Origin of the sequence: Microbacterium sp. TS-1 (assembly GCF_000509385.1) — a bacterium.
GTDB classification, from domain to species: domain Bacteria; phylum Actinomycetota; class Actinomycetes; order Actinomycetales; family Microbacteriaceae; genus Microbacterium; species Microbacterium arborescens.
In genome coordinates, this window is sequence record NZ_BASQ01000002.1 from 599,744 (window position 1) to 614,128 (window position 14,385).

Annotated in this window: 11 protein-coding genes; 1 reads left to right on the forward strand and 10 read right to left on the reverse strand. The window is 71.0% G+C overall.

What is annotated here, in order from left to right:
* Positions 1 to 26 precede the first annotated feature (26 nt).
* Both MTS1_RS15500 and MTS1_RS15505 read right to left on the reverse strand, forming a co-directional pair.
* Positions 27 to 1,718 (reverse strand): alpha/beta hydrolase, encoded by a 1,692-nt coding sequence (locus MTS1_RS15500; protein ID WP_023955654.1) that lies wholly within the window; start codon positions 1,716 to 1,718, stop codon positions 27 to 29.
* Complete coding sequence (locus MTS1_RS15505; RefSeq protein ID WP_023955656.1) at positions 1,715 to 2,008, reverse strand: hypothetical protein; 294 nt, start codon at positions 2,006 to 2,008, stop codon at positions 1,715 to 1,717. Before MTS1_RS15505 ends, MTS1_RS15500 begins: the two co-directional genes overlap by 4 nt.
* A gap of 274 nt (positions 2,009 to 2,282) precedes the next feature.
* Here MTS1_RS15505 and MTS1_RS15510 point away from each other — a divergent pair, with 274 nt between their 5' ends.
* Positions 2,283 to 3,710 (forward strand): NAD(P)/FAD-dependent oxidoreductase, encoded by a 1,428-nt coding sequence (locus MTS1_RS15510; protein ID WP_023955658.1) that lies wholly within the window; start codon positions 2,283 to 2,285, stop codon positions 3,708 to 3,710.
* A gap of 31 nt (positions 3,711 to 3,741) precedes the next feature.
* Here the strand turns inward: MTS1_RS15510 and MTS1_RS15515 are convergent, their stop codons facing one another.
* The 8 genes from MTS1_RS15515 to MTS1_RS15550 form a co-directional block, all read right to left on the reverse strand.
* A complete protein-coding gene (locus tag MTS1_RS15515; RefSeq protein ID WP_023955660.1) occupies positions 3,742 to 4,551 on the reverse strand; it encodes a hypothetical protein in 810 nt (269 codons plus the stop codon).
* A gap of 43 nt (positions 4,552 to 4,594) precedes the next feature.
* Positions 4,595 to 5,269, reverse strand: a complete 675-nt coding sequence (locus MTS1_RS15520; protein WP_023955662.1) for a hypothetical protein — start codon at positions 5,267 to 5,269, stop codon at positions 4,595 to 4,597.
* 10 nt (positions 5,270 to 5,279) lie between these two features.
* Positions 5,280 to 5,921, reverse strand: a complete 642-nt coding sequence (locus MTS1_RS15525; RefSeq protein ID WP_023955664.1) for a hypothetical protein — start codon at positions 5,919 to 5,921, stop codon at positions 5,280 to 5,282.
* On the reverse strand, positions 5,921 to 7,048 hold the full coding sequence (locus tag MTS1_RS15530) for a hypothetical protein (protein WP_023955666.1): 1,128 nt from the start codon (positions 7,046 to 7,048) through the stop codon (positions 5,921 to 5,923). Before MTS1_RS15530 ends, MTS1_RS15525 begins: the two co-directional genes overlap by 1 nt.
* Positions 7,045 to 7,347: a hypothetical protein gene (locus MTS1_RS15535; RefSeq protein WP_023955668.1), complete on the reverse strand. Its 303-nt coding sequence runs from the start codon at positions 7,345 to 7,347 to the stop codon at positions 7,045 to 7,047. The genes MTS1_RS15530 and MTS1_RS15535 overlap by 4 nt, the downstream gene beginning before the upstream one ends.
* Positions 7,348 to 7,411: 64 nt before the next feature.
* Positions 7,412 to 7,699 (reverse strand): WXG100 family type VII secretion target, encoded by a 288-nt coding sequence (locus MTS1_RS15540; protein WP_023953920.1) that lies wholly within the window; start codon positions 7,697 to 7,699, stop codon positions 7,412 to 7,414.
* A gap of 550 nt (positions 7,700 to 8,249) precedes the next feature.
* Positions 8,250 to 12,827 carry an FtsK/SpoIIIE domain-containing protein gene (locus MTS1_RS15545; protein ID WP_023955674.1) on the reverse strand — a complete coding sequence of 1,526 codons (4,578 nt, stop codon included), beginning with the start codon at positions 12,825 to 12,827 and terminating at the stop codon, positions 8,250 to 8,252.
* Between the two features lie 42 nt (positions 12,828 to 12,869).
* The gene (locus tag MTS1_RS15550) at positions 12,870 to 14,321 is read right to left on the reverse strand and encodes an RDD family protein (protein WP_036305967.1); all 1,452 of its coding nucleotides are present in this window, start codon (positions 14,319 to 14,321) and stop codon (positions 12,870 to 12,872) included.
* Between the last annotated feature and the right edge of the window lie 64 nt (positions 14,322 to 14,385).

Below are 14,385 nucleotides of genomic sequence, written 5' to 3' on the forward strand. Positions count from 1 at the left end.
GTCATTCGCGAGGTCGATCTCATCAATCACGTCCGGTAAGGGTCAACGGGCAGCCACTCCAGCCAATCGGGCAGATCCCAGAAGCCGCGCTCGCTGCCTTCGCCGTCCATCTCCGTTCCAGGCTCACCGGTCAGGACGATCTGCTGGATGTTGTAGAACGACTCCGATCCTTGCACGAGGTACCCCTCGCCGTCGCCGGAGGGAAGCGGGCCGTTGCCGCCTTCGTGCGCGCCGTGTCCCGGGGTGGGTGCGAGGTGCTCGCCGTCCGCATAACCGCCGTCGCTGCCGAACTCGGTCACGCCGGGGAGCGTCTCGGGAACCGTGCCGTGCGCGCCGCCCCAGCTCGTGTCACGGCCGATCCGGGCCCAGGCGTCGTTCTCCGACAGCGTCGCGTACATGCGCAGGCCCCCGGCGTTCTGGAGGTTCGACAGGATCTGCGGGTCGCTCGGGAACCCGGCCGATCCGACCGCGATGAACTGGTCGACGCCGAGTGCGTCCGGACGCGACCCGATCGCGAGGGCAGCGGTCGTACTGCCGTAGGAGTGCGCGATGACGGCCTTCTCCGCGGTGGGATGCACCGCATCGATCCCGAGCAGGAACGAGCGGAGCGCTGCCGCGCCATCGCGCGCCCGTTCCATCCCGGGCTCCTCGATCTCGTTGGGAGAGTCGTAACCGAACCATGCGATCGTCGCCAGGCCCGGCCCCGCGTTGTTGAGAGCGCGAGCCGAGTCTCCCCACTCGCCGATACCCGCCACGGACGAGTTCATACCGGGGACGAGCACGTTGATGTCGGTTGCAGCAGCGAGATCGCCGTATGCCAACGCCGCGGTGGTCTGCGCTGAGCCGTCGGGATCGAACGAGACGAGGAGCGGGAAGGGAGGGCCATCCGTCAGCTCTTCCCACAACGCCGCGACATCGTCGCCGAGCGCACCGTCCGGGTTCGTGGCGCGCAGCGCCTCCAGGCGCTCGCGGTTGATCCGTCCGCGGACGTCGTAAGGGATGCCGTCGAGGTTGCCGATGATATCGGGATGCGCTCGGGCGATCTCATCCTGCAGCTCGGGATGCGCGAGCCACAGCTCGAGCACGGCCTGCGGGGTGTCCGCCGCGAGCAGCTGGTCGAGCAGGTTCTGCGCCTGCGACGTCATCGCCGGCCCCGCACCGCCGGCGAGCTCGGCGAGCGCCGCGTCGTAGGCCGCGTCCCATGCCGAGTAGTGGCTCTCGAACTGCTCCCACAGATCGGCGAGATCCCGCGCCGCGGCATCCCGGGCCGCGACGGCATCCTGTGCGGCGTCATTCGCGCGCCGGACGTCGGCCGGCTCGCCGGAGCGAGAGGTCCACAGCGCGTTCAGCCCGGCTTCATCGGCCGCGGCTGACGCCGACGACAACGACGCGTGGGCCGACTCGATGTCGTCAATGAGCCGGTTCGCCGACTCCGCCGACGACGAGAACGCGTCCGCGTACCGCTGCAGCACCCCCGCGAGAAGCTCCGCCTCGGCGATCTCCGTAGCCAGCCCGTTGGCGACTTCCTGCGCTTTCGAGCGTGCCGAGCGGATCGATGCACCGACACCGTCGAGGTCGGTCGCGGCCTGGACGGTGGTGCGGAGGTCGCCGAGCGACGCCGCCACGCGACTGAACGCGCCGCTCCACCAGCTCATCGACCCAGGATTGCCCTCGAGGCGCTCGAGCGGGTAGCCGCGGTTGGGTGAGGTGAGCGTCACGGCTGCTCCTGACCGGTGAGCTCGACATCGAGGTCGGAGTAGCGCGTCGTGATCGCGGTCAGCAGGGCGCCGACCTCGGATGCCGCGGTCGTGCGCTCGAGCACGGCGCGATTCAGCCCGCTCAGCCGCCGGTTCATCTCGAGACGAAGCGCGACCCGGTGCGCGGGGTTCTCGACACCGGTGTCGTCGCCCTGGATGTCGGCGTTGTCCATCACCGCGCTCGAGACCCGCGTCTGGATCGCATCCGCGGCGCTCGTGAGCGCGTGGTAGTAGATCTCGACGTCTGACATCGGGCCCCCTCCGCCGGCTCGGTCCGGCCGACGCTCACACGCTATCGGGGGCCCGCACGCCGCGTCGATGGGGAGAACTCCCCTGCCTCGCCGGCCGGCGACCCGCCGTCGCCTCGTGCCCCAAACAGGCTCACCCCCTCGCCATGCCCGCTCACGGGTCGCATCGAGCCTCTCAGCCTGTTGGCGGCACGCGCACCCGCGACGACCGGCAATGCGCGACCGCGCTGAGCGCAAGTGCTGGCGCACAGCCGGCAACCGGGGTTAGCGTCACGACATGAGCGAACGCACCTACGACCTCGTCGTCATCGGAGCCGGTCCTGTCGGAGAGAACGTCGCCGACCGCGCCGTGCAGGGCGGCCTGAGCGTCGCCATCGTCGAGAGCGAACTGGTCGGCGGCGAGTGCTCGTACTGGGCGTGCATGCCGTCGAAGGGTCTCCTGCGGGCCGGCGCCGCCCTCCGCGCAGCGCGCGCGGTCGACGGCGCGAAGCAGGCCGTGACGGGCGACATCGACGTCGCCGGGGTGCTTCGCCGCCGCGACTCGCTGACCTCCGACTGGAACGACGCGTCGCAGGTCGAGTGGCTCCAGGGAGCCGGCGTCGACCTCGTGCGCGGGCACGGCCGCCTCTCCGGCGAGAAGCGCGTCGAGGTCGCCGGACCCGACGGCTCGCTCACCACCCTCGTCGCACGTCACGCCGTCGCGGTGTGCACCGGTTCGGCGGCGCTCCTCCCCGACGTCCCCGGCCTGGCCGATGTGTCTCCGTGGACGAGCCGCGAAGCGACCGCCGTGCAGGAGATCCCGGGCTCGCTCGCGATCGTCGGCGGCGGCGTCGTCGCCGCGGAGATGGCGACGGCGTTCGTCGACCTCGGCAGCGAGGTGACGCTCATCGCGCGCAGCCGGCTGCTCGGACCGATGGAGCCCTTCGCGGGCGACCTCGTCGCGCAGTCCCTCACCGACCGAGGTGCGCGGGTGCTGCTTCACACCGACCTCGTCTCCGCGCAGCGCGTCGACGACGGTCAGGTCGAGCTCGAGCTGTCGAACGGCACGCGCGTCCGCGCCGACGAGGTGCTCGTCGCGACCGGACGCGTCCCGCGAACCGAGGATCTCGGGCTGGATACCGTCGACCTGGAGCCCGGCTCGTGGCTGGATGTCGACGACACGATGCTCGTCCGCGGATCCGATTGGCTCTACGCGGTCGGCGACGTCAACCACCGCGCCCTCCTCACGCACCAGGGCAAGTACCAGGCCCGCGCAGCCGGCGACGTCATCGTCGCCCGGGCGACCGGTGGCACCGTCGACGACGCCCCGTGGGGTGCGCACGTCGCGACTGCCGACCACGGCGCCGTGCCGCAGGTGACGTTCACCGACCCCGAGGTCGCCTCGGTCGGTGAGACCGAGGCGTCCGCGCGTGCTGCGGGACGCAACATCCGCGTGCTCGACTACGACCTCTCGTGGATCGCGGGCGCGTCGACGCGGTCGGACGCCTACACCGGGCAGGCACGCGCGATCGTCGACGAGGACCGCGGCGTTCTCATCGGGGCGACCTTCGTCGGGGCGGATGTCGGCGAGCTGTTGCAGTCCGCGACGATCGCGGTCGTCGGCGAGGTTCCGCTCGCACGGCTGTGGCACGCCGTGCCGGCGTACCCGACGCTCAGCGAGGTGTGGCTGCGCTTCCTCGAGACTTACGGCCGTCCGACCGTCTGAGCCGGAACGGCCGGCCGCCGCAGCCACCGCCTCACGCGCGCCGCTCGGCGTCGAGGAGGAACAGCGTTCCCGGCTCGCACCCGAGGGCCCGCTCGAGGGTGCCGGCATCGATCAGGCCGCGCTCGTGCAGCACCGCGAGGGCCGCGTTGCGGTCGTCGACGACGGCCTGACGCTCATCCCCCGGCAGCGCCGCGATGCGGGCGCGGATGCCGCCGACGCTGAGACCCGTCTCGGGCACGGCCTCGCCGTCGCCATCGGGCTCGCGCACGCGGAAACGCACCAGCATCACGAGGGCTGCCAGCCCGGCGACGCCGAGCGCGATGAGGACCGGAACCCGCCACTGCTGCCACCCGATGTAGTCGTCGAGCTCGGCGATGCCCGGCATCGTGCCGAGCGCGAGAATGGCCATCGTCCCCGCCACGAGGTGGATGGAGAACTCCGGCCACGAGAACCGGGCGCCCCGGACCAGCCAGATGACCAGGAGGATGGCCTGGGCGACCGCCGCGACGGTGAAGATCGCGCCCGCGATCGGCATCGCCCGCTGGGCCTCGATGCGGTGGAAGTCGAAGCGGTCGCCCATGAGCACGGCGAGACCCGCGATCGGTGCGAAGAACGCGCCGATCACGACGGCCCACAGCACGACGTCGAGGACGCCGCGCACCGGCGACCTCTTCGCGTTCGCGTGCAGGCGGTGCGCCATCGCGGCCCCGTCGGCGCCGAAGTGCTGGAAGATCTCCGGATGCCGCTGGTAGGCCACGGCCTCGAGCTGAGCGAATCGGACGTCGGCGGCGAGCGAGTGGTCTTCCGCCCAGCCGCGAGCCGTGGTGTGGAGAAAGCTCATGAGCCACCGGCAGCGTCAGCGTATGCGGCAGGTGAAGCGTGCCTCAGCGCGCGCGCACCGAGCCCGTCAGCCACGCCCACAGCGGGTCGCCCGCACTCAGGCCGTTGACGATACGCAATACGCCGCCGATCTGACCGATGCCGCTGAGGGCGCCGCAGATGCCGACCAGCAGGACCGGCACCGTGAAAACCGAGACGCCGGCGCCGAGGTCACGCACGAAGACCGCGACACCGCCGATGGCGACGAGCAGCGCCAAGGTCGCCGTGCTCAGACGGACCAGGATGCGCGGCTCGAGGTTGACGGTACGCGCCTGTACCCATCCTGCGGCGCGCGGCGCGCGCTGGCCCGCGACATACGGTGCGCGCAGCCAGAACGACGCGGCGCGAGTCAAGGCGCGACCCGTGCGCCACAACACCACGAGCAGCGCGACGCCTCCGAGCGCGATCGCCGCTGCGATGACGATGACGATGACGGTGTCCGGTGTCACGACGCCCATCGCCACGACGGTCGCGACCAGCCCGCCCGCGAAGAACACGCCGCCCGCGGCAGCGACGAATCCGACGATTCCGAGCGCCCAGCGCGACCATCGCTCGTAGTCGGCACGCAGGACGGCGACAGCACGATCGGCGTCGGACGGCCCCGCGGATGCCGCAGGCTCCCCCGCCTCGCCCGTCTCGAGGAGCGGGCGGGATGCTGCCTGGATGAAAGCGAACGCCATGGACAGAATGCTACGTGGCGGCGGGCTCGGGCTCCGCGGGCTCGACACCCTCGGGCAGAGCCTGAGTGGTCGTGAGCGCGAACGCGACGTGCAGCGCCAGTTCGGCCGACTGCTGCGGGTCGGAGCACAACCCCATGACGACGGCGGTGCCCGCCCCGCCGGGAAGACGGATCTCGCCGACCGCCGTGAGGTGCGGCATCCCGCCGTCCATCGACGCACCGAGGGTGATGGTGCCGACGCGGCCGTCCGGGGTGGTGAAGCTCTCGCTGCGCCCGCCCTCGCCGAACCGCGCGAGCGGGAGCAGCCGGTGGAACGCCGTCGCGGCGGCGTCGGTCTCGGCCGTCCCCGGCACCACGTTCGTGCAGAGGAAGAACGCCGCCGGGCGCTCGCCCAACGTCAGCGAGACACCGGCGAAGGCGAAGGCTGTGTCGGCGAACAGCTCGACGCCGGCGCGGAAGCCGTCGACGATCGCGTCGCGCGCAGCATCCGGGAGCCAGCCCTCGGCACTCACGAGGTACCAGTCGAGCCACTCCTGCGGCGAACGATCGCCGAACGAGCGGAACTCGATCCACCCCTGGGGCACTCGCTGCCAGACCCGCAGCGGCGCACCCTCAGCCGCGATCGGGTCGAGCGTCGCCTCCTGCTCGGTCATCAGACCTCCTCGTCGGTGCGCGGACCGTTGCCGCGCAGGGTGTTGTTGAACCGCTCGGAGAGGTTCTGCCACGGCCCGGTCAGACTGTCGACGAAGTCCGTCCCCTTGCTGTGGGCGTCCATCGCACTGTTCACGGTCCAGTAGGTGTTCGCGACCATGTTGGGCAGATTGACGTTGAGCGCCACGGCGACGCTTCCCGCCGCGGCCCCACCGCCGGCCATGGCCGGCGTCATGCCCTGGATCGACGGGATGAGCACCTGTCCACCGGGGCCGATCAGCGCCTTTGCAGCCTGCCCGAGCGCGCCACCCGCGAGCAGTCCGAGGGCGCCGGTGGCGAACTCGGCGAACGTTCCACGACCGGTCGCCCATTGCAGGCCGTCGATCGCGACGAGCGCGATGGACATGATGAGCGCCACCGTGCCGAGGACGGGGATGAAGAGCGAGAGGATCGCGATGATCGGCAGCGCCGCCCGGAGGATGTCCTCCAGGATCGGCACCACGTTGTCCATGAGCCAGTTGCCTGCGTCGGCGAGCCAGTCGCCGGCCGAGCCCAGGAAGTTCATGACCGGATTGCCGGCGTAGGAGTTCAGCGTGTCGCTCGCGGACAGCAGCGCTCCGGCCGCGGCGGCAGCATCGGCGTCGACCTCGTCCTTGAGCTGACGAGCACGCGCGCGGATCGACTCCAGCTCGCCCTGCGCGTTCGCCAGCGCCGTCGACGCGTTCGACACGGCATCCGGGTCGGCGTCCTCGGCGTCCTTGTTCGCCTGTGCCTGCGCATGGGCCGATTCCGATGAGGCGACGCTCGCGGATGCCGCTGAGGCCTCCTCCGCGAGCGCTGCGGCACGCCGCTGGTAGTTGGTGAGCTGATCGGTCCAGGTCGCGAGGGCGGTCCGCGATGTGCGCAACGCCTCGCCGGTGTCACTGAGGTGCGGTCGGAAGTCCTCGCTGAGTGCGGCGCGGAACGCCGTCGCCGACTTTCCGATCCAGGCGCCGTCGTCGGAGCCGTCCATCATCGACAGCGCGTCATCGACGCCGTCGCAGCTGGTGGTGAGCGCATCCACATATCCGGAGAGCGTCGCGACATCGCCAGGGGCGGGGTCGAAGCCGAGAGCGGAGAAGTCGGTCACGACGCCGATCCTTCCTGCGGAACCATGCTGTTGCCGAGCTCGGTGTCGAGCTGCTGGAATGCCTCGAGAATGCCCTCGAGTCCCGTGCCCGCGTCTTCCGCATAGCGGGCGAGTTTGTCGATACCGCCACCCCACGAATCGTGGAGATCCTCGAGACGCCGCCGCAGCACGTCTTGAGGCACGGCCGCGCCCGACACGTTCGACATCGCCCGTGTCGCCCCGTCGAGAACATCCCGCATGTTCGCGTAAGCGTTGCGGCTGGCGCGCATCGCGCCGTAGTCGATCCGCACGTCGACCATGGTCACCTCCGAGAATCGAGCGGAGCCGAGGCGCCCAGGACGCCTCGGCTCCGGGAAGACGAGATCAGCTGCCGGCGAGCTGCTGGTCGAGGTCCTGGATCGCGCGCATCATGCCCAGCAGCGACTCGGACATGTCGTTGATGCCATCGACCGCGTTCTTCAGACCCGTGGTGAGCTCGGAGTAGCCCTCACCGAACTTGCCCGACGCGTGCTGCGTCTTGAAGTCATCGCCCAGCAGCGTGTCGACCTGGGACTTCAGGGTGTCCAGCTGACCCTGAATGTCATCGCGAGCCTGCGACAGCGAGCTCGCAACCTGCTCCATCTCGCCATAAGATGCACCGAAATCAGCCATGACGGCCCTCCTGAAAGTAGATGTCCCGACCCCCCTCCGGAGCCGACACCCAAAACCTATCGGCAGCCCAGGCCCGAGGTCGATGGGGAGAACTCCCCATCTCGGAATGTGATAGGCAATCGCTTTCCGTCAGAACGACGGCCGGGGCGAACACAGACGGGTGCCGCGGGTCTCGGTTGCCCGCTCCGTCTGCGGGCGGCGGGAAAGAGGGCAGCCGCAGCTCACCGCGCGACCCCAGGCGAATGTCCGCGACGCCCCTGGCGAGCGAGCCGGCGCGCGAGCCGACGCGAACGGCGCTCTACCCGACGCCGAGACGACGATTCGCGTCGGGTCGTCGTTCGTCGACGACGGCGCGATCCGCACGCTCCCCACAGCCTCGGGTGCGCGCGACGCGCTCGCCCGGGCACGGGCGAGCTGAGACGTCGACGAGAGAAGACCAGTCTTCGGTCCGTTCGCCGCGATGACGGCATGCGCAAGCGCCGCCAGGTGAGCGATATTCGGGTCGTCGCCGGGTAACCGTCGAGGTTGTCTCGCCTTGTGGCTCTCGGACTCAGCGAATGGTCTCGGTGACGGTGTCGGTCGACACGGCCTCCCCCGCGCCCGCCGCGACCGGCCGGGGCGCCGCGACGGTCTCGGACTCGACGAGCGGCATCTGCACCGTGACGGCGCGACCGGCCTGCACGAAGATCCCGCGGCCCTCGGGGAAGTCGCTGCGCTTGACCTTCGGGAACGGCACCTTGAACACGGCGTCGCCGTCGAAGGCCTCCGGTTTGAGGATGATGCCCTTGCGGCCGCCCTTGAAGTCGCCCACGAGGCCGAAGCCGCTCGTGACCTGCGTGACGTCGGCATCGCCGATGAGCAGGTGGTCGCTGCGGTTGACCGCCTGGAACAGGGCCTTCAGCGGGCGCTCCGCCGGCGAGTCGGCGAACTGCGGCACGTCTTCGACGACGATGAGGATGCGGCGTCCCAGCGTCTCGTCGGCGACGAGTTCGGCGAGCTCGGTGGCGAGTTCCTTCGCATCGTCGGGCGTCGTGGCGCTGCGCACCCACGGCGCGAAGTCGCGCAGCTGCGAGCGCCGGCCGCCGAAGTGGAACAGCGTCACCTCGGGGTCGAGGCGCGTCATCGACGTGATGATGGCCTTCATCGCGGTGGTCTTGCCCGCCATCGGCGGGCCGGCCACGACGAACGTTCCCACGGGGTCGAACTCGCGCGCGGCCAGGGTGTCTTCCGCGACGCCGAGCACCGGGAACTCGCCGATGCGGTCGGGAAGGTCCGCGGGCGCGAGACGCGTCGGCAGCGAACCGATCTCGGCGACCTCGCGCACGCCGCGCGAACGCAGCTCGTCGGCGAGCTGACCGAGCAGCTTCGTCTGCTCCGCGACGTTCGGCGTTCCGCCGAGGACGGCGATCTGCGTCTCGAAGCCGTCGACGATGGCGCGTCCGGGCGCGGATCGCTCGTCGAGCACGTCCTTCGGCGCGTTCAGCAGCGCGTAGGCGTTCTCGTCCGAGAGGCGCAGCACGACGCGGCGCGAGATGTTCGAGCTGACCGCCGTCGGCACCGACCCCGAGCGATCGGCGGTCGCCACGACGTGGACGCCGAGCGGGCGGCCCTCGCCGAGGATCCGCATGAACGCCTGGTAGAACGGCATCCGTGCCGTGGTGGACTCCCACTCGGCCCGGAACTGCGGCAGCCCGTCGAGGAGCAGCACGATGCGCGCCTCGTCCCGGCCGGTGAGCTCGCGGTACTCGGCGATCGTCGACGCGTTGGCGGCGCTGAAGCGCTTGCCGCGGTCGTCGAGCACCTTCCCGAGCGAACGCATGATGCGCTGCACGCGCTCGGCGTCGTCGCCGGGGATCACCGAACCGACATGCGGCAGGGTCTCGAGGCTCTTGAGCGAGCCCGATCCGAAGTCGAGGCCGTAGACCTCGATGTTCTCGGCTCGGCGGCCGGTCGTCGCGGCGGCGATGGCTATCGTGCGGAGCACCGTCGATTTGCCCGAGCCGCTGGTGCCGTACACGAGGAGCGAGCCGTCGCGGTCGGGCTCGAAGTACACGGCCTCCTGAAGCTGGCGTTCGGGGATGTCGCTCTTACCGATGAGGATCGACCCGGCGCGGCCCGCGGGCAGCGAGCGGATGTCGACGGTCGTCTCCAGGTCGTCGAGCCACGGCCGTCGGGGAGCCGGAATGGCCGCGCGGTTGGCCGCGGCGACGAGGGTGGCGACGATGCGCTTCTGGTCGTTGGGACCGGGATCGACCTCGGCGGCCGGGTCTTCGGGCTTCTCGTCGACCTCCCAGCGCTGCACGGATCCGAACCGCAGCTCGGCGACGCTCACATCCGCGGCGACGACCTCGTCGGTGCTCCAGCCACCGGCGTAGGCGGACTGGAAGGGAACGAGACGTCCGGGGCCGGTCTTGGCGATACCGCGGCCGGGGATGCTGGGATCGAATCGGGCCGCCACCGGGTCGTCCACGACATCCTTCGAATCCGACTCGTCGGCCATGCGGAGCGCGACGCGGAGGTTGGTGTTGGCGCGGAGGTTGTCCTTGATGACGCCGGCGGGGCGCTGCGTCGCCATGATGAGGTGGATGCCGAGGGAGCGACCGCGCTGGGCGATGTCGACGACGCCGTCGACGAACTCGGGCACCTCGCCGGCGAGCGCGGCGAACTCGTCGATGACGAGGACGAGCGCGGGCGGGGTCTCGGGGTCTCGGCGCTTCTCGAGCTCGAGCAGGTCCTTCGCCTTCTTGCGATTGAACAGGTGCTCGCGGTGGTGCAGCTCGGCCCGGAGGCTCGTGAGCGCGCGCCGCACGAGGTGCGGGCTCAGGTCGGTGACGAGGCCGACGGTGTGCGGCAGTTCGACGCAGTCGGCGAAAGCCGATCCGCCCTTGTAGTCGACGAAGAGGAAGGTGACACGGTCGGGGCTGTGGGCCGCAGCCATGCCGAGCACCCACGCCTGCAGGAACTCCGACTTGCCGGCACCCGTCGTACCGCCGACGAGGGCGTGCGGGCCCTGCGTCCGCAGGTCGAGCGTCATGGCGTCGGTGGCCCCCTGGCCCACGATCGCGCGGAGGTTGCCGGCTTTCTTCAGGCGGGGCATCGCGGCACCCGACCGGTCGAGGATCGTGTTGTTCTCGCGCCAGCGCTCGACCGCGAACGTGGGGTCGGTCGCGAGCTCCGAGCCGACGAGCGAGAGGAACATCACCGAGTTCGGGATGTCGGAGGAGTCCTCGACGATCGTGCTCGCGTCGGTGACCGGTGCGAGCCGCTTCGCGAGCACCGTCATGAGCTCGTTCGAGACGCCCTCGACCTCGGTGACGGGGTACTCGACGCCGCTGCGCACCGTGCCGACGCGCGCCGCACCCAGGCCGGCCGAGACGTCGACGAACGTGCGGCAGACCGCCGGCAGAGCGTCGACGACGGGCGCGACGAAGATGCCGTAGACGCCGACGTCGGCGCCGCGCTCGAGCACCTGAATGAGTCGCGCGCGGTCGACGGGCGCATCGGAGGTCACGATGACGAGCACCGCGGTCTGCCCCGGGAAGGTCGCCTCCTCGGCGGCGCGCCGGACATCGGTGCCGTAGCGCATCGGGTCCCAGTCGTCGTCGAACGGCAGGCGCGGGGCGGCTGCCGCCTTCGACCGGCGCATCACGAGCTCCTCGAGCCCCGAGAGCAGGGCGGCACCGGTGGAGGCCGAGTCCGACAGCGGCATGTCGCGGAAGGGGCTGCGCTCGCTCGAGGTGTGAGGCAGCCATTTGAGCCACTCGAGCTCCTTCGCCCACTCGGGCTCGGTCAGCGCGACGGCGGCCAGGTCGTTCGGGGAGTGCAGACCGAACAGCTGCACGGCCAGTCCTCGAAGGGCGTCGGCCGCCTCACGAGCACCGCCGGCGACGCCCAGGACACCGACGCTCTGCAGTGACTCGAGCACCGGGACGCCGTCGATCAGGCGGTAGCGCTCACGCAGCCGATCGACGCGTTCGACGTACTCCTGAAGCGCGTCGGGGTTCTCGGCCCGCTTGACGCTCGTGCGCGACGGGGCCTCGGAGGTGCCCATGCGCACCGAGAGGAAATTCCAGTGCTCGGGGCGCCGAGTCCACAGCATCGGGCCGAGCTGCATCGCTTCCTCGAACACGACCGCCACCGGCGGCACCTCGGTGTTGCGCACCTCGCGCTCGCGCGGGCGCAGCCGGTACAGCTTCTCCTCGAGCTCCTCGAAGGTGCGCTCGAAGATCTCCACCTCCTTGCGCTGACGCTGACCGAGCTGCGTGCGCTGCGAGACGAAGTTGCCGAGCAGCATCATCGGCGTCATGAAGATGATCAGCAGCGTGCGGGGCTGATTGGTGATCGAGAACATCGCGATGCCGAGGATCAGCGGGGCGATGAGCATCGGCCACGGGAAGAGCCGCGAGACCGGGTCCTTCGGCATCCGAGGCTCTTCGAGCTCCTCGCCGACGTAGCGCGCCTCGACCCGGGGGCTGCGGTTGAACAGCAGGCTGCCGCCGCGCTCGAGGACCGGGTCCTGCTCGACCGGAGCGAAGGTCTCGGCCATCGAGACCACGAGCTCGGTGTCGCCCAGCTGGAAGCGCTGACCGGGGATGACGCGCAGACGCTGCACGAGACCGCCGTCGATCACGATGCCGTTGGCCGAGTTCAGGTCGACCAGCTCGACGGAGGCACCGATCTCGATACGGGCGTGGCGCTTGGACACCAGCCGGTCGTCGAGCACGATGTCGTTGCCCTGCGAGCGGCCGATCGTGAAATGGCCCTGAGGCAGCGAGAACTCGCGTCCTGCGAGCGGTCCGCCGACGACGTGGAGGATGGCGGCCACGGGGCCGCCGGCTCCGCGAGTGGCGACGTAGTCCGCGCCGAGGTTCGTCACGGAGGCGACGAAGCCCGAGCCGATCGGCGCGTCGCTGACCAGCATGTGCGGGTCGAGCATGACGAAGTCGGGCGACGTGGGCGGGGCCACCGTCAGCGTCAGGACATCGGAGTCGCCCGCGGCGACCTCGCGCCGCGGGTCGCTGTCGACGATCCGGCGCGCGACGTCGTGGACGGTCGCCGTCGAGTCGGACGTGACGACGATGTCGGTGCCGGTGTGATCGCGGCGCTGGAGCGTCAGCTTGAGTCTCATCGAGGATTCCTGTCAGCCGTGCGACGTCGGTCGGCGGGGAGGTCAGCGGATGGCGACGACCGCGGAGCGATCGCCGAAGCGGATGGTGTCGCCGTCGTGCAGCTCGACGGGCTGGCCCGGGACGAGCGCCTGCTCTCTTGAGCCTCGGACGAGCACGCTGCCGTTCGTCGAGCCGCGTTCGACGGCGACCACTCGGGCATCGACACGCAGCAGCGCCCAGTGCGTCTTCGAGATCGACCGGGTGTGGTCGACGACGGGCACCGGTGCGACGTCGCGGTCGTCGGGGCCGGTCGCCGGGGCACGCCCGAGCACCACCCCGCCCCCGGGCACCGCGATCGTGTCGCCCGAGTCGAGCGTCAGCTTGACCACCGCCGGGGATGCGGATGCCGGTCGAGCCGGTGACTCAGCGGCCGGTGCCGCGGGTGCGGGCGGCGCAGCCGCGGGTGCGGCCGGCGCAGCCGCGGGTGCGGCCGGCGCAGCCGCGGGTGCGGGCTCCTCGAGGAGGGGCGGCGGCGTCCACGGGGCCGACCCGGCCCCGGGCGCGACGATGGCTCCGGGGGCGACGGCGGCGGGCATGGGTGCGGGCGCGGAAGCGGCCGGGACCGCGGGCGCCGGGGCCGGCGACGCCGCGGGCAGACCCGGCGCAGGCGCCGCGAACGGCGCGGGGGCCACGGTGGTGGGGATGCCGGGGCGCGCTTCCTCCTCGGCGGCATCCGTCTCGCCGATGATGCCGCTGCCGGGGGCCGACCGCACCGCGCCGAGGACACCGCCCTTGTTGCGCGCGAGGGGCACGTAGGCCTCCGCTCCGCCTGAGGCGACCGGCGTGGCCAGCGAGGGGAGCTCGGCCTTGACGTCGAGCAGATCCGTCGCGACGGTCTTCCGAGCGATGCGCATGCGCTTGTCGTCGTAGGGGTTGAGCCCGCGCTTGACGTCGACGAGCCAGACGGCGGCGGCGAAGTCGGGCCAGCTGCGACCCCGGCGGTCGGGGTCGAACAACGGCGACAGTGCGATGACGAGCAGGGGGCCGAGGACCGGAACGATCGTGCTCGCGCAGAGGACGAGGTAGCGCACGACCGCTCCGCGCCAGAATCCCGGCCGCTCGAGGGTGCGGACGTTGACGGCCCGCAGTCCCGTCAGCGCCTTGCCCAGGGTGACCCCGCGACGGCCGAGCAGGATGAGCTGGGTCAGGAGGAACGCGGTCGAGAGGCCGGAGCTGACGGCGGCGAGGATGATCAGCAGCACGACGTCGTCGCGTGCCGTGAGCGCCTCGACGGGGTCCGTCGCCAGAGCGACGGTGGTCAGCGCCGGGACCACGACGATCAGCATGGGCGACTGGATCAGCAGCAGGACCAGGGCTTCGATGACGGTGGCCAGCGCGCGTCTGCCGAACGGAGCGCGGCGCAGCCCGAGTGACGCGGCGTACTCCGGCCTCGGGCGACCGTCGGCATCGAGCCCCTCGATCGTCCGAGCGCGCTCATCGATCTCCCAGATCACTCGTTCCTCCCCGAAACGCTCCACACCCGAAGCGACCCTATCGCCCGTTGCGGGGCCGCCGATC

Coding starts and splice junctions, on each gene's coding strand:
- MTS1_RS15515 (WP_023955660.1), bottom strand. CDS start 4,551: ATGAGCTTTCTCCACACCACGGCTCGCGGCTGGGCGGAAGACCACTCG.
- MTS1_RS15540 (WP_023953920.1), bottom strand. CDS start 7,699: ATGGCTGATTTCGGTGCATCTTATGGCGAGATGGAGCAGGTTGCGAGC.
- MTS1_RS15510 (WP_023955658.1), top strand. CDS start 2,283: ATGAGCGAACGCACCTACGACCTCGTCGTCATCGGAGCCGGTCCTGTC.
- MTS1_RS15525 (WP_023955664.1), bottom strand. CDS start 5,921: ATGACCGAGCAGGAGGCGACGCTCGACCCGATCGCGGCTGAGGGTGCG.
- MTS1_RS15520 (WP_023955662.1), bottom strand. CDS start 5,269: ATGGCGTTCGCTTTCATCCAGGCAGCATCCCGCCCGCTCCTCGAGACG.
- MTS1_RS15545 (WP_023955674.1), bottom strand. CDS start 12,827: ATGAGACTCAAGCTGACGCTCCAGCGCCGCGATCACACCGGCACCGAC.
- MTS1_RS15505 (WP_023955656.1), bottom strand. CDS start 2,008: ATGTCAGACGTCGAGATCTACTACCACGCGCTCACGAGCGCCGCGGAT.
- MTS1_RS15535 (WP_023955668.1), bottom strand. CDS start 7,347: ATGGTCGACGTGCGGATCGACTACGGCGCGATGCGCGCCAGCCGCAAC.